The 23,473-nt window shown below is 71.2% G+C and carries 21 protein-coding genes and 1 pseudogene; 15 read left to right on the top strand and 7 right to left on the bottom strand.

Annotated elements, in window-relative coordinates:
* Window positions 1–56 precede the first annotated feature (56 nt).
* Entirely contained in the window at window positions 57–1,508 is a 1,452-nt protein-coding gene (locus ACWCP8_RS10670; RefSeq protein WP_451115398.1) for a PucR family transcriptional regulator, read from the bottom strand.
* Window positions 1,509–1,611: 103 nt separating this feature from the next.
* On the opposite strand from ACWCP8_RS10670, the gene ACWCP8_RS10665 reads away from it, so the two are divergent.
* From ACWCP8_RS10665 to ACWCP8_RS10615, 11 genes are all read left to right on the top strand, one after another.
* A complete protein-coding gene (locus ACWCP8_RS10665; protein WP_382832804.1) occupies window positions 1,612–3,150 on the top strand; it encodes a purine-cytosine permease family protein in 1,539 nt (512 codons plus the stop codon).
* Window positions 3,151–3,182: 32 nt separating this feature from the next.
* Window positions 3,183–3,593, top strand: coding sequence for a YybH family protein (locus ACWCP8_RS10660; protein WP_352267272.1), 411 nt, complete (start codon window positions 3,183–3,185; stop codon window positions 3,591–3,593).
* 77 nt (window positions 3,594–3,670) lie between these two features.
* The gene (locus tag ACWCP8_RS10655; protein ID WP_451115396.1) at window positions 3,671–5,110 is read left to right on the top strand and encodes a gamma-aminobutyraldehyde dehydrogenase; all 1,440 of its coding nucleotides are present in this window, start codon (window positions 3,671–3,673) and stop codon (window positions 5,108–5,110) included.
* Between the two features lie 155 nt (window positions 5,111–5,265).
* Window positions 5,266–5,679 (top strand): recombinase family protein, encoded by a 414-nt coding sequence (locus ACWCP8_RS10650; RefSeq protein WP_352267269.1) that lies wholly within the window; start codon window positions 5,266–5,268, stop codon window positions 5,677–5,679.
* Window positions 5,680–5,775: 96 nt separating this feature from the next.
* Window positions 5,776–7,902 (top strand): alkaline phosphatase family protein, encoded by a 2,127-nt coding sequence (locus ACWCP8_RS10645; protein ID WP_352267268.1) that lies wholly within the window; start codon window positions 5,776–5,778, stop codon window positions 7,900–7,902.
* A 27-nt stretch (window positions 7,903–7,929) separates the two neighbouring features.
* Window positions 7,930–10,044, top strand: coding sequence for an NAD-dependent DNA ligase LigA (gene ligA, locus ACWCP8_RS10640; protein ID WP_451115393.1), 2,115 nt, complete (start codon window positions 7,930–7,932; stop codon window positions 10,042–10,044).
* A 184-nt stretch (window positions 10,045–10,228) separates the two neighbouring features.
* Window positions 10,229–11,053, top strand: coding sequence for a rod shape-determining protein (locus tag ACWCP8_RS10635; protein ID WP_451115391.1), 825 nt, complete (start codon window positions 10,229–10,231; stop codon window positions 11,051–11,053).
* A gap of 118 nt (window positions 11,054–11,171) precedes the next feature.
* Window positions 11,172–11,651 carry a hypothetical protein gene (locus ACWCP8_RS10630; protein WP_451115389.1) on the top strand — a complete coding sequence of 160 codons (480 nt, stop codon included), beginning with the start codon at window positions 11,172–11,174 and terminating at the stop codon, window positions 11,649–11,651.
* 51 nt (window positions 11,652–11,702) lie between these two features.
* A complete protein-coding gene (secD, locus tag ACWCP8_RS10625; protein ID WP_451115387.1) occupies window positions 11,703–14,006 on the top strand; it encodes a protein translocase subunit SecD in 2,304 nt (767 codons plus the stop codon).
* Between the two features lie 126 nt (window positions 14,007–14,132).
* Window positions 14,133–14,447, top strand: a complete 315-nt coding sequence (locus tag ACWCP8_RS10620; RefSeq protein WP_352267262.1) for a DUF1275 family protein — start codon at window positions 14,133–14,135, stop codon at window positions 14,445–14,447.
* Window positions 14,408–14,566 carry a hypothetical protein gene (locus ACWCP8_RS10615; protein WP_352267260.1) on the top strand — a complete coding sequence of 53 codons (159 nt, stop codon included), beginning with the start codon at window positions 14,408–14,410 and terminating at the stop codon, window positions 14,564–14,566. The genes ACWCP8_RS10620 and ACWCP8_RS10615 overlap by 40 nt, the downstream gene beginning before the upstream one ends.
* A gap of 40 nt (window positions 14,567–14,606) precedes the next feature.
* Here ACWCP8_RS10615 and ACWCP8_RS10610 read toward each other — a convergent pair whose 3' ends face one another.
* The gene (locus ACWCP8_RS10610) at window positions 14,607–15,416 is read right to left on the bottom strand and encodes a helix-turn-helix domain-containing protein (protein WP_451115385.1); all 810 of its coding nucleotides are present in this window, start codon (window positions 15,414–15,416) and stop codon (window positions 14,607–14,609) included.
* A 62-nt stretch (window positions 15,417–15,478) separates the two neighbouring features.
* Here ACWCP8_RS10610 and ACWCP8_RS10605 point away from each other — a divergent pair, with 62 nt between their 5' ends.
* Complete coding sequence (locus ACWCP8_RS10605) at window positions 15,479–15,784, top strand: 4a-hydroxytetrahydrobiopterin dehydratase (protein WP_352267258.1); 306 nt, start codon at window positions 15,479–15,481, stop codon at window positions 15,782–15,784.
* Between the two features lie 242 nt (window positions 15,785–16,026).
* Here ACWCP8_RS10605 and ACWCP8_RS10600 read toward each other — a convergent pair whose 3' ends face one another.
* On the bottom strand, window positions 16,027–16,431 hold the full coding sequence (locus tag ACWCP8_RS10600) for a DUF5997 family protein (protein WP_352267257.1): 405 nt from the start codon (window positions 16,429–16,431) through the stop codon (window positions 16,027–16,029).
* A gap of 58 nt (window positions 16,432–16,489) precedes the next feature.
* Between ACWCP8_RS10600 and ACWCP8_RS10595 the strand changes: the two genes are divergently transcribed.
* The 3 genes from ACWCP8_RS10595 (at window position 16,490) to ACWCP8_RS10585 (ending at window position 19,123) form a co-directional block, all read left to right on the top strand.
* Window positions 16,490–17,254: a LysR family substrate-binding domain-containing protein gene (locus ACWCP8_RS10595; protein ID WP_451115382.1), complete on the top strand. Its 765-nt coding sequence runs from the start codon at window positions 16,490–16,492 to the stop codon at window positions 17,252–17,254.
* Window positions 17,255–17,317: 63 nt separating this feature from the next.
* Window positions 17,318–18,061 carry a class I SAM-dependent methyltransferase gene (locus ACWCP8_RS10590; RefSeq protein WP_451115380.1) on the top strand — a complete coding sequence of 248 codons (744 nt, stop codon included), beginning with the start codon at window positions 17,318–17,320 and terminating at the stop codon, window positions 18,059–18,061.
* A gap of 132 nt (window positions 18,062–18,193) precedes the next feature.
* Complete coding sequence (locus tag ACWCP8_RS10585) at window positions 18,194–19,123, top strand: class I SAM-dependent methyltransferase (protein WP_352267253.1); 930 nt, start codon at window positions 18,194–18,196, stop codon at window positions 19,121–19,123.
* A 27-nt stretch (window positions 19,124–19,150) separates the two neighbouring features.
* On the opposite strand, the pseudogene ACWCP8_RS10580 reads toward ACWCP8_RS10585, so the two are convergent.
* The 4 genes and pseudogenes from ACWCP8_RS10580 to ACWCP8_RS10565 all read right to left on the bottom strand — a co-directional run.
* A pseudogene (locus ACWCP8_RS10580) lies at window positions 19,151–19,474 on the bottom strand (RICIN domain-containing protein); the annotation flags it as partial.
* Window positions 19,475–19,549: 75 nt separating this feature from the next.
* Complete coding sequence (locus ACWCP8_RS10575) at window positions 19,550–20,386, bottom strand: aldo/keto reductase (RefSeq protein WP_355998703.1); 837 nt, start codon at window positions 20,384–20,386, stop codon at window positions 19,550–19,552.
* Between the two features lie 108 nt (window positions 20,387–20,494).
* Window positions 20,495–22,294, bottom strand: coding sequence for an AMP-dependent synthetase/ligase (locus ACWCP8_RS10570; RefSeq protein WP_451115377.1), 1,800 nt, complete (start codon window positions 22,292–22,294; stop codon window positions 20,495–20,497).
* Window positions 22,295–22,522: 228 nt separating this feature from the next.
* Complete coding sequence (locus ACWCP8_RS10565; RefSeq protein WP_352267428.1) at window positions 22,523–23,434, bottom strand: LysR family transcriptional regulator; 912 nt, start codon at window positions 23,432–23,434, stop codon at window positions 22,523–22,525.
* Between the last annotated feature and the right edge of the window lie 39 nt (window positions 23,435–23,473).

The raw sequence follows: 23,473 nt of genomic DNA, 5'->3' as shown, positions 1-23,473 counted from the left end.
GCCGGGCAGGCGGCCGGGCGCGTCCGGCCGCCACTGGGCCCGGCGACAGGGAGATCTCAGTCCGTGAGCCCCAGCGCGCCTGCCGCCTGGATCGCCAGCCACACCTCCGCCAGTGCTCCCGTCGACGCCAGATCGCGGTCGGTCAGCGCGCCGAACCGCCGTAGTCGGTACGTGAGGGTGTTCGGGTGGATGTGGAGGGCGGCCGCCGCCGCATCCGTGCGGCGGTCGCGCTCCATCCAGGTGCGGGCGGAGACCAGCAGCTGTGAGTCGTGCGCCTCGTCGTAACGCAGGACCGCGCCGAGGACATGCTCGACCAGCGCCGTCAACACCGCCGGGTCGGCGGGCAGCCAGCGGCCCATCGAGTCGTCCCCGTAACGGATCACCGGGCGGCCCGACTCGACGGCCTTCGAGACGGCCCAGAGCGCCTCGCGCTGCGCCACCCGCAGCGCGGCACCCGGCAGGAACGGGCGGCTCATCCCCGCCGCCACGTCCGGCAGTTCACCGATCCGGTCGGCCAGCTGCGGCGCACCCAGCACATAGCGGTCCTCGCCCCGGGTGAGCAGGAGATGCGGATGGTCCTGGAGACACCGCAGCAGCGCCTCGTCCGTGGTACGCCGGACCACGATCAGCACGGTGTCGCCCTCGATCGCGTGCCGGGCGAGCCTGCGCCGGGCCGCTTCCGGGTCGAGGACCTCCTGCAGCAGCTCGGCGAGGGTCTCCGCACCCTCCCGGCGCAGCGTCTCGCGTTCGTTGCGTACCATCGCCACCCGCAGCGCGGCCACCGTGGCGATGTGCTGGACGACGGCGAGCCCGGCCGGCTGGGCGCCCTCCCGTTCGTAGGCGACGAGGAACCCCGCCGGGCCGCCGGGCGCCGGAACGGGCAGCACGAACCCGCCGGGCACGGTCGGCGGAGCATCGACGGAGGCGGGCAGGACGCCCGGATCGGGCACGGGCACGCCGGGCAGGAGGGGGCGCCCCTGCGGCGTACAGAGGTAGACGTCGTAACCCGAGAGGCGTTCGAGGCGGCGCAGCAGCGTCGGCGTGTCGAGGTCCTCGGCGACCAGCCAGCGCAGCGAACCGAAGACCTGCAGCTGGGCGCCGAGCCGGTGCCGGGCATCCTCCTGGACCGATGCGGCGACCTCCTGGGACACCGCGATGAAGGGGACGGCGAGCGGCACCTCGAGGACCGGGAAGCCCCGCTCCTCGGCGGCCCGGAAGAAGGCGTCGTGCAATGGGGGCATGTGCAGCTGCGCCGAGAGGGCCAGCGCGGACACCCCGGCGTCGTCGAGCCGCTCCAGATAGGCGCGCTGCCCGGCGGCGGTACGCGGGATCGCCAGGCCCGTCGTCATGATCACCTCGGCGCCGAGGAGCCAGGGCGTCGGATCGTCCAGCTCGCTCGCGTGCGCCCAGGAGACCGAGCGGCCCAGACCGCTGCTGCCCGCCTTCACGGTGAGCTGGAGAGCGGGGTAGGAGAGTAGATCCTCAACAGTGAGTTTGTTGCTGGCCACAGATAACAGCGTATCCCTTTGTGACTTTCACAATTGCCGCCCACGGTTCGGGACCACAGACTGAGGGACCAGTCCCTGTGCATGAACAGTAGGTGGAGCGTCCGTGACTTCCTCGATCACCGAAGTCGAGACCAACGGGGTCGAGCGGATACCCGAAGCGGACCGCACCGCCCGCCCCCTCGACCTTTTCCGGCTCGCCTTCGGCGGCGCCAACACCTTCGCCACCTGTGTGCTCGGTGCGTTCCCGATCCTCTTCGGGCTCTCCTTCTGGCAGGGCCTGGCGGCGACCGTGCTGGGGCTGCTCGTCGGCGCCCTGCTGCTCGCCCCGATGGCGCTCTTCGGCCCGACCAACGGCACCAACAACGCCGTCTCCTCCTCCGCCCACCTGGGCGTGCACGGCAGGATCGTCGGCTCGTTCCTCTCGCTGCTCACCGCGGTCGCGTTCTTCTCGATCTCTGTGTGGTCCTCCGGTGACGCACTCGTCGGCGGAGCCCACCGGCTCGCCGGTCTCCCCGAGTCCGATGTGAGCTACGGCGTCGCCTACGCGATCTTCGCCGGACTGGTGCTCGTCGTCTGTGTCTACGGCTTCCGGTTCATGCTGCTGGTCAACAAGATCGCGGTCGTCGCCGCCTCGGCGCTCTTCGTCCTCGGCGCCTTCGCCTTCGCCGGGGACTTCGACCCGGGGTACGCGGGAGCCTTCGCTTCGACCGCCGACCCGCTCTTCTGGCCGGCCTTCATCGGCTCCGCGCTGATCGTCCTGTCCAACCCGGTCTCGTTCGGCGCCTTCCTCGGCGACTGGTCGCGCTACATCCCGACCGCTACGCCGCGCCGCCGGGTCATGGGCGCCGCGTTCCTCGCCCAGATCGCCACCCTGCTCCCGTTCCTCTTCGGCCTGGCCACCGCGTCGATCATCGCCGCCAAGGCCGCGAAGTACGTCGACCCGGCCGCCCCCAACTACGTCGGCGGACTGCTCGCCATCTCGCCCGGCTGGTACTTCCTGCCGCTCTGCCTGATCGCCCTGATCGGCGGCCTCTCCACCGGCACGACCGCGCTGTACGGCACCGGGCTCGACGTCTCCAGCGTGTTCACGCGCTTCAACCGGGTCCAGTCGACGTTCTTCATCGGGGCCCTGTCGATCGCCTTCATCTTCGTCGGCCGGTTCGCGCTCAACCTCGCGCAGTCCATCTCCACCTTCGCCACCCTGATCATCACGTGCACGGCCCCGTGGATGATCGTCATGGCTCTCGGCTACCTCACCCGGCGCGGCTGGTACGACGCGGACGCCCTCCAGGTCTTCAACCGCCGCCAGATCGGTGGACGCTACTGGTTCAACCACGGGTGGAACTGGCGCGGAATGTCCACCTGGGTCATCTCCGCCGTCGTGGCGCTCCTCTTCACCAACCTGCCCGGTCAGTTCGTCGGACCGCTCGGCAACCTGGCGAACGGCGCGGACATCTCCCTGCCGGTCGGCCTCGCCCTGGCAGCCGTGCTCTACCTCGCCCTGCTCACCGTGTTCCCGGAGCCGCGCGGGGTGTACGGGCCGGACGGACCCCGGCTCGTCCGGGCGTCGGACACCGAGGTCCCGCCGATCACCGGCGACCCGGAGGAGCCCCTCGCCGCCGAACCCGCCGCCGCTCACTGAGCGCCCGCCCCGCCCGTAACCAGGAGCCACCCATGACCACGTCCGAGAGCACCCCCGTCCAGGAGATCCGGGCCGCCGCCGATGCGCTCGTCGCCGCCTTCGCCGAGGGGCGCCTCGACGACTACTTCGGTTCCTTCGCCCCGGACGCCACCTTCGTCTTCCACTCCACGCCGCAGCGGCTCGCCTCCACGGCCGAGTACCGCGCGCTGTGGCAGCAGTGGGTGGCCGAGGACGACTTCCGGATCCTGGGCTGCACCTCCACCGGACAGCTGATCCAGCACCTCGGCTCCACCGCCGTATTCAGCCACGACGTCGAGACCAGGATCGCCACCCGGGCCGGTGAGGAGACCGTCCACGAGCGGGAGACGATCGTCTTCGCCCGCGCCGAGGACGGCAGCTGGCCCGCCGTTCACGAGCACCTGTCCGCCCGCACCACCGCCTGACGAGGCGTTCGCGGGTGCGGCTGCCCGACCGGGGGCGTACCCGCGAACGCCGACCGACCACGAGAGAGACCGGTTCCATGAGCACCACGTTCCGCAATTACATCGACGGCGCCTTCGCCGACGCCTCGGACGGCCGCACGCTCGATGTCGTGGACCCCAGCACCGGCGATGTCTATGCCACCTCCCCGCTCTCCGGTGCCGCGGACGTCGACGCGGCGATGGCGGCCGCCGCTGCCGCGTTCCCCGTATGGCGCGACACCACCCCCTCCGTACGACAGCTGGCCCTGCTGAAGATCGCCGACGCGATGGAGGCGCGGGCCGACGAACTGGTGGCGGCGGAGAGCCGGGACACCGGCAAGCCGCTCCACCTCACCCGCAGCGAAGAACTGGCCCCGGCCATCGACCAGGTCCGCTTCTTCGCGGGTGCGGCGCGGATGCTCGAAGGCCGCTCGGCCGGCGAGTACATGGAGGGGATGACCTCGATCATCCGCCGCGAGCCGGTCGGCGTCTGCGCACAGGTCGCGCCGTGGAACTACCCGCTGCTGATGGCGGTCTGGAAGTTCGCACCCGCGCTCGCCGCAGGCAACGCCGTGGTCCTCAAGCCCTCGGACACCACCCCGGCCTCCACCGTGCTGATCGCCGAGATCATCGGCGGCGTGCTGGAGGCGCTGGAGCTGCCTCGCGGCATCTTCAACGTCATCTGCGGCGACCGTGAGACCGGCCGGCTGATGGTCGAGCACCCGACCCCGGCGATGGCCTCCATCACCGGTTCCGTCCGGGCCGGCATCCAGGTCGCGCAGAGCGCGGCCAAGGACGTCAAGCGGGTCCACCTGGAGCTCGGCGGCAAGGCCCCGGCCGTCGTCTTCGAGGACGCGGACCTGGAGAAGGCGGTCGAGGACCTGATCGTCGGCGGCTTCTTCAACGCCGGCCAGGACTGTACGGCCGCGACCCGCGTACTCGTCCACGAGTCGATCCATGACGAGTTCGTCACCGCGCTCGCCAAGGCCGCCGCCGAGACGAAGACGGGGCAGCCGGACGACGAGGACGTGCTGTACGGCCCGCTCAACAACGCAGGTCAGCTCGCCCAGGTCAGCGGCTTCATCGACCGGCTCCCGGAGCACGCCAGGGTCGAGGCGGGCGGCCACCGGGTCGGCGACAAGGGCTACTTCTACGCCCCGACGGTCGTCTCCGGCCTGCGCCAGGACGACGAGATCATCCAGAACGAGGTCTTCGGCCCCGTCATGACCGTCCAGTCGTTCACCGACGAGGCCCAGGCGGTCGCGTACGCCAACGGCGTCGACTACGCCCTCGCCTCCTCGGTGTGGACCAAGGACCACTCCCGGGCGATGCGGATGTCCAAGAACCTCGACTTCGGCTGTGTGTGGATCAACACGCACATGGCGCTCGTCGCCGAGATGCCGCACGGCGGATTCAAGAAGTCCGGCTACGGCAAGGACCTCTCCGCGTACGGCTTCGAGGACTACACGCGCATCAAGCACGTCATGACGTCGCTCTGACACCCGCTCCTTCCGCCGCCCCCGCTCCGGGTTCCGCCCCGGCGCGGGGGCGGCGGCGCGCTCCCGCCCGTACGCCTCCCGTCCTGACATGCGCCTTTTTGTACGAGTGTCGGAGAGGTAGGGTCGCCGGTACGCCTAGCACGGGGGGAACGCCCATGGGGGACGTACGGGACGTACGGGTGGCGGCGATCGCCAGTCTCACACCGCTCGAGGAGCTCGACAGCGACCCGTTCCTCGTGGACACCCGCAGCCAGCAGGCCATGTGCGCCCGGTGGGCCGCGGACAAGGGCTATGTCGTCACGCGAGAGCTGCGTTTCTACGGCCTGCGCCCCGACCACCACGCCTTGTGGGCGGATGTCGAGGGCGGCGACATCGAACTGTTCGTGGCCCCCAACGACCGAGTCCTCGCCCGGGCACTGACGTCGGTGCCGCAGTTCACCGCGGAGTGCGAGCGGCGCGGCGTACGGCTGGAGTTCGCCTGTCTCGACGAGCCGTCGTACAGCAGCCGCACGAAGGCGAGCGTGCACCGCAGGCTCTCCATGCCGACCGCCGGTTACGACGGCTGCTGACCGCCGCCCGGAGCTCCGCGCCGTACGAGCCCTTTGTGAAAGGCTGGGATCGGGCCCTCAGCAGCAAGGCGGCCCGGACGTGTGAGGTGGGACGGCGTGAGTGACGGGCGATGGCGAACGGCCGGCAGCGCCCTCATGCGAGTGATCGTGGTGTGGGCCGTCTCGACCCTCACGATGCTGGCGCTCGCCGCGATTCTGCCGGACTTCCAGCTCCAGTCGGACAACGGTGACAGCATCACCAGGATCGCGTTCACGGCGGCCTGGGGCGCGGGCGCGTTCGGTCTGCTCTCCGCGCTGGTCTGGCCGGCTCTCGTACGGGCCCTGCTCATCGTGCCCGCCCTCGTCCTGGGGATGCTGGTCTTCTTCCTCAACGGCTCGCTGCTGCTGGTCGCCCTGCGGCTCACCCCGGACGGGAGCGGCGCCGCCGACCCCGAGACCGCGGTCGTCGTCGCCGCCGTGATGTCCGCCGTGGCCTCCGCGACATCCACCGCGCTCGCCGTCCGCGACGACAACGCCTACCGCCGCAGACTCTCGCGCCTCGCCGACCGGCGCCGCCGTCGCACCGGCACGGGCCGGGGCGCGGACAGCGGCCGCAGCGGACCGCCCGGAACGGTCTTCATCCAGCTCGACGGCGTCGGTCACGATGTCCTCGCGCAGGCCGCCGCCGATGGGCTGATGCCCACCGTCGCGCACTGGCTCGGCGACCGGTCGAGCCACCGGCTCACCCCGTGGCGGACCGACTGGTCCAGCCAGACCGGCGCCAGCCAGCTGGGCATTCTGCACGGCAGCAACTACGACATCCCCGCCTTCCGCTGGTACGAGAAGGAGACCGGCGACGTCATGGTCTCCAGCAGACCGGCGAGCGCCCTCGAACTGCAGCGGCGCGCCATCGTTCGCACCCATGACGGCGGGCTGCTGACCCTCGACGGAGCCAGCCGCGGCAATCTCTTCAGCGGCGGCGCCGACCAGCTCGCCCTCGTGCTGTCGATGGCCGCAAGGCGCGGCAAGGGCCGTCGCTCACGGGCCGGTTACTTCGCCTACTTCTCCGACCCGGCCAACGCCGTCCGAACCGCGCTGTCGTTCGTCGCCGAGGTCGTCCGGGAGATCGTCCAGTCGACCCGGGCAAGGCTCCGGAAGGACACGCCCCGGATCAAGCGCGGCGGGCTCTACCCCTTCATCCGCGCCTTCGCGACCGTCGTCGAACGCGATGTGGTGGTCGCCGCGGTCATCGGCGACATGTTCGCCGGGCGCACCGCCGTCTACGCCGACCTGGTCGCGTACGACGAGGTGGCGCACCACTCCGGGCCGCACAGCCGGGACGCGGAGAAGGTCCTGGCACGGCTGGACCGTTCGCTCGCCCTGATCGTCAAGGTCGCCGAACACACCCCGCGCACCTACCGGATCGTGCTGCTCTCCGACCACGGACAGAGCCCGGGGGAGACCTTTGCGGGGGCATACGGGCTGACGCTCAAGGACCTGGTGCGGGCGGGCTGCGGGCTGCCCGTGCCGCGCCGGGCGCAGCATACGAGGAGTGCCTCGGAGGCGCGTGACGCGGTACGCATCGCCCTGCACCGCCCCGTCGACGAGAGCGCGGCGGAGCACGCCGGACCCCCGTCGGACCCGATTGTGCTGGCCTCCGGCAACCTCGGCCTGATCTCCTTCCCGGACATCGACGGACGCGCGACCCGCGAACAGCTCGACCGCCGCCACCCCGCGCTGCTCCGCACCCTCGCCAACCACCCGGGCATCGGCTTCCTGCTGGTCCGTAGCGAGCGGCACGGATCGGTCGTGCTGGGGCGCGGCGGCGCCGAGATACCTCTGTCGGAACTGAAGGACGGGGAAGGCCCGCTGGCCCCGTTCGGCCCGGGCGCGGCGGCCGCGGTGCGGCGCACCGACACCTTCCCGCACGTCGCCGATGTGATGGTCAACTCGATGTACGACCCGGACACGGGCTGTGTGCACGCCTTCGAGGAACAGATCGGCTCGCACGGCGGACTCGGCGGCCGGCAGTCGCGACCGTTCCTGCTGTGGCCCCGCTCCATGTCGGATCCGGTGGCCTCCCACGCATCGGCGGAGTCGGACGCCGAACCGGTGGGGGCCGAGCAGGTGCACGGGGTGCTGCGGCGCTGGCTGCGGGAGTGCTCCGGGCCGCAGGTACCGCTGACGCCCAATGGCGCGGATGACGCCGGCGAGGGGGACGGGACCGTGCAGGCGGCCGGCTGAGGGGCGTTGTCAGTGGTGGGCGGCAGGATGGAGGCCATGACGAACTCAGCTGTTGTGCTCGCCGATGCCGCCGCCTACGCCGCTGCGGTCGAAGAAGCCTCGGCGGCCGCCGCCGCGTACTACGCCACGGGCGAGAGCACGCTCGACGACGACGCGTACGACCGGCTGGTGCGCGGGATCGCCGCGTACGAGGAGGTGCATCCACAGGACGTGCTGGCTGCCTCGCCGACCGGCAAGGTCGCCGGCGGCGCCGCGGGTGGGGACGTGCCGCACACGGTGCCGATGCTCTCCCTGGACAATGTGTTCTCCGCCGAGCAGTTCGTCACCTGGACGGCGTCCCTGGAGCGCCGGATCGGCAGACCGGTGGCCGCCTGGTCCGTGGAGCCGAAGCTCGACGGACTCGCGGTCGCCGCCCGCTACCGGTCGGGCCGGCTGGAGCGCCTGATCACCCGGGGCGACGGCACCGCGGGAGAGGACGTGTCGCATGCGATCGGCACCGTCGTCGGGCTTCCGGAACAGCTCCGTGAGGCGGTGACGATCGAGATGCGCGGCGAGATCCTGATGACGAACGAGCAGTTCGAAAAGGCCAACACCGTGCGCACCGAGCACGGCGGCGCCCCCTTCGCCAACCCGAGGAACGGCGCGGCGGGAACCCTCCGCGCCAAGGACCGCCCCTACACGGTCGAGATGACGTTCTTCGCGTACGGTGCCCTGCCGCTGCCGGAGTCCGGCGAGCTGACCGGCACCCTGGCCGAACTCCCGCACAGCGAGGTGCTGGAGTACGTCGCCGGACTCGGCGTGCACACCGCGGCGGGCACGGACGTGGCGCCGCGCACCGTCACCACCGTCGAGGAGGTGCAGTCCCGGGTCGAGGAAGTCGCCGCGCTGCGCGCCTCGTTGCCGTTCGGCATCGACGGCATCGTGATCAAGGCGGATCTCGCGGCCGACCAGCGCGAGGCCGGTTCGGGGACCCGGGCGCCGCGCTGGGCCATCGCGTACAAGCTCCCGGCCGTCGAGAAGGTCACCCGGCTCCTCGCTGTCGAGTGGAACGTCGGCAGGACCGGCATCATCGCGCCGCGCGCCGTGCTGGAGCCGGTCGAGATCGACGGATCGACCGTCAGCTACGCCACGCTGCACAACCCGGCCGACATCACCCGCCGTGATCTCCGCCTGGGCGACCGGGTGATGGTCTACAAGGCGGGCGACATCATCCCGCGCATCGAAGCACCCGTCGCCCATCTGCGGACCGGCGACGAGAAGCCGATCGTCTTCCCGGAGGCCTGCCCGCAGTGCGGCTCCGAGATCGACACCGGTGAGCAGCGCTGGCGCTGTGTCCGGGGCCGGGACTGCCGACTGGTCGCCTCCATCTCGTACGCGGCGGGACGCGACCAGCTCGACATCGAAGGGCTCGGGGCGACCCGCGTCGTCCAGCTCGTCGATGCCGGCCTGGTCGCCGACTTCGCCGATCTCTTCACACTCGAACGCGAGCAGCTGCTCGGCCTGGAGCGGATGGGCGAGACCAGCACCGACAATCTGCTGGCCGCCATCGAGACGGCGCGCAGCCGGCCGCTCTCCCGGGTCTTCTGCGCACTGGGGGTGCGGGGCACCGGGCGCTCCATGTCGCGACGGATCGCCCGCTACTTCGCGACCATGGACCGGATCCGGGCCGCCGATGCCGATGCGCTCCAGCAGGTGGACGGCATCGGCAAGGAGAAGGCCGCGGCCGTCGTCGCGGAGCTGGTGGAGCTCGCCCCGCTGATCGAGAAGCTGGTCGCCGCCCGGGTCAACATGGTCGAGCCCGGTGCGACGCCGCCGCCGGAGGCCGGCGAGGAGAACGCGGACGGGGCCGTTGCCCCCGCGGACGGCGAGGCGGCAGCCGAACGGCCGCTGGACGGGATGACGGTCGTGGTCACCGGAGCCATGACCGGGGCCCTGGAGAAGCTCTCGCGGAACCAGATGAACGAGCTGATCGAGCGGGCCGGCGGGAAGTCCTCGTCCAGCGTCTCCAAGCGCACCACGCTGCTGGTCGCCGGGGAGAAGGCCGGGTCCAAGCGCACCAAGGCGGAGGATCTCGGTGTACGGATCGCCGCACCGGACGAGTTCGCCGAGCTGATCGCCGAGTTCCTGCCGTCGGAGGTGTGAGGGGCGGAACACTCGGGCGCTCGTCCGCGCGGGTGGACGGACGGGCGCGCCGATCCCTTGGATTTTACCTAAGAGTGGCTTTCTTTGCCTTCTTATTGCATAGTGAGGGCTCGGTCGTGCCTCGCTATCAGCGGGTCGACGTGTGTGTGAACGGCTGCTGCGGCAAGCCGGGGGATGAGGGACGATGCATTCTCCGCACGACGGACGGCGACACGGCCGGTCCATCCGCAACGGATACCGCGGTGTCACCCGCGGACTCGCCCTCGACCTCGGCAGTTCCCGCACCCGCGCCTGGATCCCCGGGCTCGGCATCGTCACCGACGCCGAGTCCACCGGCGATCCCGAGGGCGGGTCCGGTCACGGCCGTCCGGTCCGGCGCGGGCGCATCGTCGACCCCGAGTCCTGCGGCCGGATGCTCAGCCGCATCGCCGACACGGCTCTGGGCGCCGACCGGAGCGAGACCCTGATCGTTCTCAGCCACCCGGTCCTCGCCGGGCCCGAACACCGGGCCGAGGTGCGGGAGCTGCTCGCCGCACTCGGGCCGACGCGCATCATCGTGCTGGACAGCGCCAGAGCCGCCGCCGCATACGCCGGACCGCAGGACGGTGGCCCGCTGCTCGTCGTCGACATCGGCGCCGAGCTGACCGAAGTCACCCTCCTGGTCGACGGAATGGTCCGTGACGCCCGCCAGGCCGAGACCGGGCTCAGTGACCTCGGACCCGCCGAGCCGCCCACCGCAGTCGTCCGCACCGCACTGGACATGATCATGGAGATGTGGCGGCAGGACCGGCACGGCGCGGTCCTCGGAGCCCTGCGCAAGGGGCCGTTGCTCGCCGGAGGCGGTGCGCTGCGCCCCGACATCACCAACCGGATCGCGGTCCGCCTCGGGGTTCCGGTGCGGCTCGCCGACGACCCGGCCACCACGGTGGTCCGCGGCGCGGGACTGATCCTCGGCTCCGCGCTCCGGCACCCCGGCGCGGCACCGGCCCTGCCCGGCCCGGCCCGGTGAGGTGACCACCTTCCCGGGGCCGCCCCCGGGGTACACACCCCCGAGACGGCGACCGAACAGGCCGGCCCGCCGTACGGCGGGCCGAGGGCGTGCGACGGCGGCCCGTCAGGCCCTGGTCGTGCTCCTCCTCGTCGTGCTCACCGTCGTCGGCGGCGCGTCCGCAGCCGTCGCGGCCGCCGGAGGCGTAACCCCGCCACGCTCCCTGTCCGGTCCTGCATCCGCCGCCGCGTACACGCCCACCGCCCCGACACTGCCCGCCCAGCGCACCGACCGGACCGCCTGCCCCGGCCTCCCGCACGACATCCGGCGGACCCGCACGGCCACGGCGACCGGCCACGACCGCACAGACCTCCCGGCCGTTCCCCGCCCCTGGGTCGCCACCGACCACATCCGCATTCAGCACCAGCTCCCGCCGCCCGGCCCCGGCGGCGCCCTGTTGCCGGGGTCGCTCGGCATCCAGGTACCGCTTCCCGCTCTGCAACAGACCCCGGACGCCTCCTCCTTCGCAGCCGACCGCTTCCGCGTGGCGCTCCCCGGCGTACGTGGCCCTCCGAGGACGGACCGTTCCCCCGGCCACCGTTCTGCTCGACAGATCTGACGGCGCGTCCTCGCCGAGGTGAGGGCGGCCGTCGTCCCTCGGAGGATTTCCATGACTCGCGCCACCACGGTGCGAGCGGTCCTGGCTGCGGCCGTGCTGCTCGTCTCCGTGCTCATCACGCTGACCATGTCACCCAGACTCGGCCTCGATCTTCAGGGCGGCACCAGGATGGTGCTCCAGGCCACGGACTCCGCCACCACGAAGGCGGACCGGGAGAGCACCGACCGGACCCTTGAGGTGCTGCGCCGGCGCATCGACTCGCTCGGCGTCGCCGAACCGACCCTGACCCGGTCCGGGGAGGACCGGATCATTGTCGAACTGCCCGACGTCCAGGACCCGCGCAAGGCGGCCGAAGTCATCGGCAGGACCGCCCAGCTCAGCTTCCACGCCGTCCAGGGCCCGGGCACGGAACAGAAGCAGGGCAAGGCCGCCGGGCTGACGCTGCCCGACGAGGAGGGCCGCCCTCTCGCCCTCGGCCCGGCCCGGCTCACCGGCGCGGGCGTCAAGGACGCCGGGGCCTCCTTCGATGCCCAGCAGGGCGCCGGCTGGACCGTCGCCCTCGACTTCCACAAGGGTGCGGGCCGGGACTGGACCCGGCTGACCGGCCAAGCCGCCTGCCATCCCGCTCAGGACGAACGGCGGCGGGTCGCGATCGTCCTCGACGACCAGGTCATCTCCTCCCCCCAGGTCGCCCCGTCCGTCGGCTGCAACGTGGGCCTCCCGTCCGGCTCCACGCAGATCACCGGCTCCTTCGGCGCCGACGAGGCCCGCGATCTCGCGCTGCTCATCAAGGGCGGCGCGCTGCCCCTCCCCGTCGAGATCGTCGAACAGCGGACCGTCGGCCCGACGCTCGGCGCCGCCGCCATCGACGCCAGCGCCCGGGCCGCCCTCATCGGCGCCGCCGCCACCGCACTCTTCATCACGTTCGTCTACCGGCTCTTCGGCGCCCTCGCCGCGGTGGCCCTGGCCGCGTACGGAGTCGTCTCGTACGCCGCGCTGGTCGCCCTCGGCGTCACCCTCACCCTCCCCGGACTCGCCGGATTTGTCCTCGCCATCGGGATGGCGGTCGACGCCAACGTGCTGGTTTTCGAACGCGCCAGAGAGGAGTACGCGGAACGGTCCGGCCGTTCCCTGCGCTCCGCGATGACCGCCGGGTTCCGTAACGCCTGGAGCGCGGTCGCCGACTCCAACGTGACCACACTGATCGCGGCCGGTCTGCTCTTCTTCCTCGGCTCGGGACCGGTCAAGGGCTTCGGGGTCACGCTCGCCATCGGTGTTCTCGCCTCGATGTTCTCGGCGCTCGTCATCGCTCGCGCCCTCACCGAGATCGCGTCCCGCTCGCGGTTCGTCGGCGACTACCGGGGCGTCAACGGCATCGCACGCCCCGGACGCGTACGGACCTGGCTGGCCCGCCGTGATCCGCAGCTGTTCCGGTCCCCCCGCCGCTGGCTGCTGATCTCCACGGCACTGATCACCGTCGCGGTCCTCGGCATCGTCGTGCGGGGTGTGAACCTGGGCGTGGAGTTCACCGGCGGCCGGCTCGTCGAGTACTCCACCAGCCGGCCCGTCGACGTGGAGACCGCCCGCACCGTCCTGGCCGCAGCGGGGTTCGGCGACGCCGAGGTCACCACGGCGGGCGCCGGCGACCTCTCCGTACGCACGGGAGACCTCGACAACCACGAGGAGCACGCCCTGCGTGCCGTCCTTGCCGAGGAGGGCGGCCAGACCACCAAGGTCCGCGACGAACTCATCGGCCCCAGCCTCGGCGACGAACTGCGGCGCAACGCGCTGATCGCACTCGCCGTGGCCGTCCTCGTACAACTCGCTTATCTGGCGGTCCGGTTCCGCTGGACCTTCGCCCTGGCATCGGTTGCCGCGCTCGTCCACGACGTCGTCCTGCTGGTCGGCGCGTTCGCCTGGCTCGGCCGCACCGTCGACGGCATCTTCCTGGCCGCACTCCTCACCGTCATCGGTTACTCCGTCAACGACTCGGTGGTCGTCTTCGACCGGGTCCGCGAGCTGTGGGCGAAGGCACGCCGCGAATCCGTGACGACCATCGCCAACCGTGCCGTCCTGCAGACCGTGCCCAGAACCGTCAACACCGGTATGGGCGCCCTCTTCATCCTGGCTGCCCTCGCCGTGCTGGGCGGCGACTCCCTCGCGGACTTCGCGCTCGCCCTGCTCATCGGCATCTGCGTCGGCACATACTCCTCCGTGCTGACTGCCGTACCGGTCGCGCTCACCCTGGAGAGGAGCAGCAAGACCCCGCCGCCCGCACGCAAGCGCGCCCCCGGACGCACGTCCGGCGCGGGAGCGAAACGCCGGGATCCGCGCGACAACGGAGCGCGCGTATAACCGCTTCGCGCTCCCGCAGCGTGTGCCGCCCCCGCCCACCCGTGCAGGGGCGGCACACGCTGCGGCGATCCTGCGTTCCGCACCCCGATCACGGCACAATCCTGATTCCGTCCCGGTGATCGGAGCGTGACCGTGCCCGTCCCGCTGCGTGAGGCCTGGGCCACCCTCGTACCCGACATGACCGACCGGCACGGGCCGCTGCCGCCCCTGATGCTCGCCCTGACCGTCGTCACCGGCCTGGTCGACGCCATCAGCCATCTGCAGCTGGGCGCGGTCTTCGTCGCCGACATGACCGGCAACGTGGTCTTCTCCGGCTTCGCGTTCGCCGGCATCGCCGCCGACAGCCAGCTCACGGAGGAGCCGGCAACAAGGCCGGACGGCGGGTGGTCTCGGCCTGCGCCATGCTGCTCGGCGCCGTCGTCGGAGCCCTCGCCGTCCTGAACGGACACCCGACACCGCCCCTGCTGCTCGCCGCGGTCATTCTGGCCGCGGCGAGCGCGGCCGCGACCTTCCTGGCGCGCACCGACGCCCCGTGGACCCGCCCCCTCGCCGAGAAATGACACCTCGCGCCCGGCGGGGGCCGCACGTGACGCCCGTCCGTCAGGAGGCGAGCGACCGCAGATACGCGGCGGTCTCCTGATCGGCGGGCAGGAACGTCTCGATCGCCAACTCGGCCACCGTCACATCCATCGGCGTATTGAACGTCGCGATGGAGGAGACGAACGACAGCACCCGCCCGTGGTGCTCGATCACCAGCGGCAGCGCGAACGACAGCGCCGAAGGCGGTCCCGCCGGCTCGTCCTGACCGACGGCGTCGTCCGGCACCGGATAGGCGGCGACCTCCTCGTACAGTTCACGCAGCTCCGCCGAACGGGCCAGCGCGATCTGACGCTCCATCTGCGCCAGCAGATCCGCCCGCCACGCCCGCAGATTGCGGATCCGCGGGGCGAGACCCTGCGGATGAAGGGTGAGCCGCATGGCGTTCAGCGGCGGGGCGAGCAGATGCTCCGCCACCCCTTCCAGCAGCATCGCGACGCCTTGATTGGCCGCCACCACGGTGTACGTGCCGTCGACGACGAGCGCCGGATACGGGTCGTACCCCTGCAACAGCTGCTCCATGCCGTCGCGCAGCGCGCCCATCGCCGGGTCGTCGAGCGCGGTCTCCGCGTAGCGGGGCGCGTAACCGGCCACCACCAGCAGGGCGTTGCGTTCCCTGACCGGGATGTCGAGATGATCGGCCAGCCGCAGGATCATCTCCTCGCTGGGGCGCGAACGGCCCGTCTCGATGAAGGAGATATGACGGGCCGAGGAGTCGGCGCGCAGGGCCAGCTCCAGCTGGCTGATCCGCCGCTGCTGACGCCAGCTGCGCAGCAGTGGCCCTACCCCCGTGTCAAGCGCGACAGTTGTCATACGGAGACCGTAACGTCACCGCCACCGCCCATCAGCAACCGACCTCGTGAGGGAGCCGCCCCGTGCCCACCGAACCGCTGTCGCAGAAAGAGATCGAGGACCGGCTGAGCGAGCTGCCCGGATGGGCGCTGGAAGGTGACCGGATCACCCGTACCTACCGGCTCGCCTCGCACTTCGCCGCCGCCGCACTGGCCGTCCATGTCGCTCAGATCCAGGACGAGCTGAACCACCACTCCGATCTGACGCTCGGCTACAACACTGTTGCCCTGGCGGTGCACACGCACGATGCGGGCGGTGTGGTCACCGAGAAGGACCTGACGCTGGCGGCGCGGGTGGAGGCGGTCGCTACGGGGCACGGCGCGCACTGACGAAGCGCGAGTGACGCAAGTAACGCCAGTGACAGAACGGGGGCGCCACGCAGCGCGCGATGTCGCGGCGGCAGAACCAGGGCGCAGCGCTCGTAGGGGCGCCGCGCCGAACCGGGGGTGCGCGGCGAGCCGACGCGTATCGGTGTCGCTGCGCTCCACCGCCTCCGCGTACGCCGCCCGGATGTGCCCGCTCACCGCGGCGACGGCCGCGTCAGCAGCCGTCGGGCGCGGGGGGAGGGAGCTCAGCGAGTCTGGTCGCCCTGCTCCGCGTTCTTCTCCGCGGTCTTCTCCTTGATGCGGACCGCTTCCTTCCGGACCTCGGCCTGGATGGCGCGTTCCTTCTGCAGCCACTCGGGAAGGTCCTTCTTCAGCGCCTCGATCTGTTCCGTGGTGAGGGCATCCGTGATGCCGCCACGCGCGAGACCCGAGATGGAGATGCCGAGCTTCGCCGCGACCACCGGACGGGGGTGGGGGCCGTTGCGCCGCAGTTCCTGCAGCCACTCGGGCGGATCGGCCTGCAGCGTGTTGAGCTCGCTGCGCGAGACGACACCTTCCTGGAACTCGGCGGGGGTGGCCTCGAGGTACACACCCAGTTTCTTCGCCGCGGTTGCGGGCTTCATGGTCTGGGTGGTCTGGTGCGACGTCATGGTGTCAAGAGTAGCGAGCGTGTGCGATACCTCCGACCACGACCGGTAACCTGGCGGGGTGACAGGCTCCGAGATCCCCCCTTCTTTCCGGCTCGCGTATGTACCAGGCGTGACGCCGACCAAGTGGGTGCGTATCTGGAACGAGCGGCTGCCCGAGATCCCGCTGACCCTCGTCGCGGTGACCGCCGCGGAGGCATCCGACGTGCTGCGGGGCGGCGGCGCCGACGCGGGATTCGTGCGGCTGCCGATCGACCGGACGGACCTCAGCGCGATCCCCCTGTACACCGAGACGACGGTGGTCGTGATCCCGAAGGACCACATCGCGGCAGCGGTCGACGAGGTGTCCGCCGAGGATCTGGCCGACGAGATCGTGCTGCATCCCCTCGACGACACCCTCGACTGGGAGCGTCCGCCGGGACGGCCCGCGATCGAGCGCCCCGCCACGACGGCGGACGCCATCGAACTGGTGGCGGCAGGAGTGGGACTGCTGGTCGTCCCGCAGTCGCTGGCCCGCCTGCACCACCGCAAGGACCTCACGTACCGGCCGGTCACCGGCGTTCCCGAGTCACGCGTCGCACTGTCGTGGCCGGAGGACGCAACCACCGACATGGTGGAGGACTTCATCGGGATCGTCCGGGGGCGGACCGTGAACAGCTCCCGCGGCCGCACCGCCACCCCGCCCCAGCCGAAGCAGCGCAAGCGCGCCGACGCGGGCGACGCACGGCGGAAGCCCGCGGCCGGCAAGTCGGCCGGCAAGAGCCCACGGGGCGGTTCCGGCGGCCCGAAGGGCGGCGGGCGCGGCAAGCCGCGCCGTCGGTCGTAGCGCGCATCCGCAGTTTTCCGGCAGCGCCCACCGGGGTCCGGCCGGTGTCCTACAGTCGTCCGCATGCTCGACTACGACACCGAGGCGGCTGGCTACGACGCGACCCGCGGTGGCGTGCCCAGGGCCGAGTCCGCAGCCCGTGCCGTGCTGGGCCTGATCCCGGAGTCCGTACGCACGCTGCTGGACATCGGCTGCGGTACGGGGCTGGTCACCCAGCGGATCGCGGTGGCCCGGCCCGGACTGAAGGTGTTGGGCACCGATGCCTCGTACGGAATGGCGCGGCTCGCCCGGCAGCGGATCGGCGCGGTGGCGCTCGCCGACGCGCGGCGGCTGCCGTTGGGCGCGGCGACGATCGACGCGGTCGGTGCGATCTGGCTGCTGCATCTGCTGCGGGGAGCGGGGGAGGTGCGGGCGGTGGTGTCCGAGGCGGCCCGGGTACTGCGGCCCGGCGGGGTGTTCGTCACCACGGTCGACAAGGACGCGGCGCACGACGTGGGCAGCGACATCGACGAGGCGTTCGCCCCCCATCTGAGGCCGAAGCCGTCGGACAGCGAGGAACTGGTCGTGGCGTACGGGGCGGAAGCCGGGCTCGACGTGGTGGGGGAGGCCCGCTTCCTCGGCCATGGACAGGGGCGGACACCGAAGGCGGCGGCGCGAAGTGTATGCAGGGGCGACTTCGTCTCGCGTCTGGAGCTGCCGGGGGCGGCGGCCGAACGGCTCGCGGCGGCGCTGCTGGCCCTGCCCGACCCGGACAGGCCGCGCCCCGACCCGGAGTACCGATTGCTGGTGTTCCGCCGCAGGGACTGACGGCGGGACCGTGCCGCACGGATGGTGCGCACCTGGCACCCAGGTGGCGCATGAGTGGCGCGAGGAATGTCGGTTTGCCGAACCGGCAACAAAGCTTTGCCGGACACCTGACACGGGGCGAGTCTTGTCCGCATGACGAAGCACGCCGGTCACGGCCCTCACCACGACACCGCCCACGGTCGGCACGACCGTGCCGCGCACAGCCCTCACCACGACACCACCGACTTCGACTGGGACGTCATGAGCCCGCTCCTGGAGCGGAACGCCGAGCTCAGCAGCCCGCAGTACCAGGAGGCCACCCGCTGGATCGCCGGTCTTCCCACCGCCCCGCGGGTACGCCGGGTCCTCGACATCGGCAGCGGCCCCGGCGTGATCGCGTGTCTGCTCGCCGAGGCTTTCCCGGAAGCCGAAGTCGTCGCCGTGGACGGCACCCCGGCGCTGCTGGAGCGCACCCGGGCCCGCGCCGAACGGCTCGGTCTCGGTGACCGCGTCCGTACGCTGCACGCGGAGATCCCGGACGAGCCGGCGAAACTGGGGGACGCGGACCTGATCTGGGCGGGCAACGCGCTGCACCACATGGGTGACCAGCGCGCCGTCCTCGCCGGTTTCGCCGGGCTGCTGCGCCCCGGTGGCACGGTCGCCCTCGTCGAGGGCGGGCTGCCGCCCCGTCAGCTGCCACGGGACATCGGTTTCGGCCGACCGGGCCTGGAGGCGAGGCTCGACGCGGTGACCGCGGACTGGTTCGAGGAGATGCGGGCGTCCCTTCCGGACACCAAGCGGGAGATCGAGGACTGGAGCGCCCTGTTCACCGCGGTGGGGCTGGCCCCGCAGGGCACCCGCAGCTTCCTGCTCGACCTGCCCGCACCACTCTCCGACCAGGCCCGCGACCATGTCATCGCCGAATTCGCCCGGCGGCGCGACATGTTCGCCGACGCGCTCACCGCCGACGATCTCGCCGTACTCGACCGGCTGCTCGACCCCGACGACCCGGCCGGACTGCGCCACCGCCCGGACGTCTTCCTGCTCACGGCACGCACGGTCCACCTGGCCCGGCGCGCCTAACGGCTGTCCCGTCATTCGGGACAGCCCTCAGCGCACCTGGGACACCGGTTCCAAATGCCACCACTGGCCGGGGGAGTCGGTGTCCTCCCACTGCTGGACGTTGGCGCCGTCCGCGGTGCTGCCGTCGGCCACTTCGAGGACGAGTCCGCTGATGAAGCTGACCAGGGTCACGGTGCCCGGCGCATCCAGGTGCTGCTCGACCAGCCATTCCTGGGCGCCGTAGTTGTTGGCCTTCCACTGCTGGACGTTGGCGCCGTTCTCCGTGGAGGCGTTGGCGACGTCCAGCCGTTTGCCGCTGTGCGCGTTGGTCAGGTGGTAGAGGGCGGCGCCCTCGTGCACCGGTGAGAGCTGGTTCGGGCATGCGGACGCCGCCCGGCGCGAGGCCGGGCGGCGGTTCCGCGTGATTCGGTCGTGGAGCGGCAGGGCTCAGGCACCGAGGTTGAACTCGCCCGGGTTCGGGCCGAGGCGCTTGCCCTCGTCCAGCGCGGCGAACGCAGCGAGGTCGTCGGCGTCCAGCTCGAAGCCGAATACATCGAGGTTCTCCGCGATCCGCGACGGAGTCACGGACTTCGGGATCACCACGTTGCCCGTCTGGATGTGCCAGCGGAGCACCACCTGCGCGGGTGTGCGACCGTGCTTCTGGGCGACCGCGACGACCGTCGGGACCTCCAGGAGGCCCTTGCCCTGCCCCAGCGGCGACCAGGCCTCGGTCGCGATGCCGTGCTGGGCGTGGAAGGCGCGGGACTCGGCCTGCTGGAGCTGCGGGTGCAGCTCGATCTGGTTGATCACGGGGACCACGGAGGTCTCGCCGAGCAGGCGCTCCAGGTGCTCGGGCAGGAAGTTCGAGACACCGATGGCCTTCGCGCGGCCGTCGGCGTAGATCTTCTCGAAGGCCTTGTACGTGTCGATGTACGCGTCCTTGGCCGGCACCGGCCAGTGGATCAGGTACAGGTCGACATAGTCGAGACCCAGCTTGTCGAGCGAGGCGTCGAACGCCCGCAGGGTGGCGTCGTAGCCCTGCTGGCTGTTCCACAGCTTCGTGGTGACGAACAGCTCTTCACGGGCGACACCGGAGGCGGCGATGGCCTCGCCCGTGCCCTGCTCGTTCTCGTAGATCGCGGCGGTGTCGATGCTCCGGTACCCGGACTCGATGGCTGTCCTGACCGCCTTCGCCGCCTCGGTGTCCGGCACCTGCCAGACACCGAAACCGAGCTGCGGCATCTCGACGCCGTTGTTGAGGGTGATGGAGGGGACCTGGCTCACGAGCGGTCGATCCTTACGTCGTCGGTTCGGTATTCGCAGGGTCAACGATCAAGTGCCGCGATGCATTCCCGGCGAGGGGCATTTCAGGTCGGCGCGCCCGGGAACGCCTCAGCGGTACAGCGCGTCCACCTCGGCGGCGTACGCCGTCTCGATCGCCTTCCGTTTCAGCTTCAGCGACGGGGTCAGCAGACCGTGTTCCTCGGTGAACTGATGCGCCAGTATCCGGAACGTACGGATCGACTCGGCCTGCGACACCGCCGTGTTGGCCGCCACCACCGCCCGCCGGACCTCCATCTCCAGATCCGGGTCGCGCACCAGGTCCGCCGCCCTCATCGGCGGCCGCCCCTGCATGGAGAGCCAGTGGTCCACGGACTCCTGGTCCACGGTCACCAGCGCCGCGATGTACGGCCGGTCGTTGCCGACCACGATGCACTGCGCGACCAGTGGATGCGCCCGCACCCGCTCCTCCAGACCGGCCGGCGACACACTCTTGCCGCCCGACGTCACCAGGATCTCCTTCTTCCGCCCGGTGATGGTCAGATAGCCGTCCTCGTCGAGTGCACCCAGGTCGCCGGTGGCCAGCCAGCCGTCGTGCAGCACCGCGTCGGTGGCCTTCGGGTCGCCCAGATAGCCGCCGAAGACATTGCCGCCGTACACCCATATCTCGCCGTCGTCGGCGATGTGCACAGTGGTGCCGGGGATCGGCTGCCCGACCGTGCCGTACCGGGTGCGCTCCGGCGGATTGGCGGTGGCTGCCGCAGTCGACTCGGTCAGTCCGTACCCCTCGTACACCGTGATGCCGGCGCCCTCGAAGAACAGACCGAGCTGCCGCTCCATCCCGGAGCCGCCCGACATGGCGTGCCGCACCCTCCCGCCCATCGCCTCGCGGACCTTCTTGTACACGACCTTGTCGAAGAACTGGTGCTGCATCCGCAGCCCCGGCGACGGCCCCGGGCCGGTTCCGAACGCCTTGTGCTCCATCGCATCCGCGTACCTCACCGCGACGTCGAAGGCCTTGTCGAACGGCCCGAGCTTGCCCTCCGCCTCGGCCTTGCGCCGGGCGCCGTTGAAGACCTTCTCGAAGATGTACGGCACCGCAAGGATGAACGTCGGCCGGAACGTCACCAGGTCCGGCATCAGCGCCTTCGCCGACAGCTCCGGCTGGTGGCCCAGCTTCACCCGGCCGCGGATCGCCGTGACCTCCACCATCCGGCCGAAGACATGCGCCAGCGGCAGAAAGAGGAGTGTGGCGGCCTCGTCGCCCGGCTTGGAGTGGAAGACCGACCCCCACCGGGAGGCCATGGTGTCCGTCTCGAACATGAAGTTGGCGTGGGTGATCACACAGCCCTTGGGCCGGCCGGTCGTACCCGAGGTGTAGATGATGGTCGCCACGGACTCGGGCGTCACCGCCCGCCGGTGCCGGTGCACCACCTCGTCCTCGAGATGGGCGCCCGCGTCGACGAGCTCGGTCACCGCGTCGGCGTCCAGCTGCCACAGCCGCCTCAGCCCGGGCAGCCGGTCGATCACCGAGGCGACCGTCATCGCGTGGTCCTCGTGCTCGACCACGACGGCGGACACATCGGCGTCGTGCAGCATCCAGAAGACCTGCTCGGCCGAGGACGTCGGGTAGATCGGCACGGACTGGGCACCGACCGTCCACAGCGCGAAGTCGAAGAGCGTCCACTCGTAGCGGGTTCGGGACATCAGCGCGACCCGGTCGCCGAACCGGACTCCGTGGGCGATCAGCCCTTTGGCGAGGGCCAGCACCTCGTCACGGAACGTCGCTGCGGTGATGTCACGCCAGCGTCCGCTCGCGTCCTTCCGGCCGAGCGCAATCCGATGCGGGTCCTCCTCCGGGTAGTCGAAGACGACATCAGCCAGACCGCCGACGTGGGGCGCGGCCGCCATGGGTGGGACCGTGAACTCGCGCAATGAACTGCTCCTTGTGGCGCTCCGCACAGCGCCGTGACGCTACCTGATCGGACAGCGCGGCGGGAGGGCCCGGAGGCTTTGGAAAGCGTGGCATCTGCACAGGTCAGCCACAAATATCCGGCCACATGGGCAAGGCTCGGGCGCACATCTGACGGAGGAGTAAGTAGCTTGCGCCGGAATCTCCACCGAATCTGTACGCCTCGGTCACGCGCCTTCGCGGCCGCTGACCGCGTTGATTCCGCCGACGGAGCGCATCAGCCGGTCGCCTCCCGCCAGGATCGCCGCCGCGAGCGCGTCCGCCGCCTCCTGCGCCGCGTGCCGGCGGCGGCCGTGCAGCAGGACGAAATCCACATCGCCGAGCTCCGGCAGACCCGCCCTGGCCGGCACCGGGGTCAGTCCCGGCGGGATGAGGCCGCGGGTGTGCGCCATCACGCCCAGCCCGGCACGGGCCGCCGCGATCAGTCCGCTGAGGCTCGTACTCGTACAGGCGACCCGCCACGACCGGCCGTGCTCCTCCAGCACCTCCAGGGCGCGGGCCCGGGTGATGCCCGGCGGCGGAAAGAGGACCAGCGGCACCGGGCGGTCCGGATCGATCCGCACGTGCGGTGCGCCGATCCAGGTCAGCGTGTCCTGCCAGACCAGCTCACCGTGCGTGTCGCCGGTCTGCCGCTTGGCGAGGACCAGATCGAGCCGGCCCGCCGCCAGCTTCCGGTGCAGCGTCCCGGAGAGCTCCACGGTCAGCTCCAGCTCGACCTCCGGGTGGTCGCGGCGGAACGACTCCAGGATCTCCGGCATCCGGGTCAGCACGAAGTCCTCGGAGGCCCCGAACCGCAGCCGCCCGCGCAGCCGGGTCCCGGTGAAGAACGCCGCTGCCCGCTCATGGGCCTGCAGGATCGTCCGGGCGAAGCCGAGCATCGCCTCACCGTCCCCGGTGAGATCGACCCGGTGCGTGTCCCGGGTGAACAACTGCCGTCCCGTCGCGTCCTCGAGCCGCCGTACATGCTGGCTCACCGTGGACTGCTGCACGCCGAGCCGGCGGGCGGCCTGGGTGAAGCTCAACGTCTGGGCGACAGCGAGAAAGGTACGGAGCTGTGCAGGGTCGTACATATGGTCCAGGTTATCGCGAAGCATAATGACAGTGAGAACGGTATGCGG

Source organism: Streptomyces sp. NPDC002206 (genome assembly GCF_053593595.1).
Note: the sequence above shows the minus strand (reverse complement) of the source record. Positions and strands in the feature narration are given on the sequence as shown.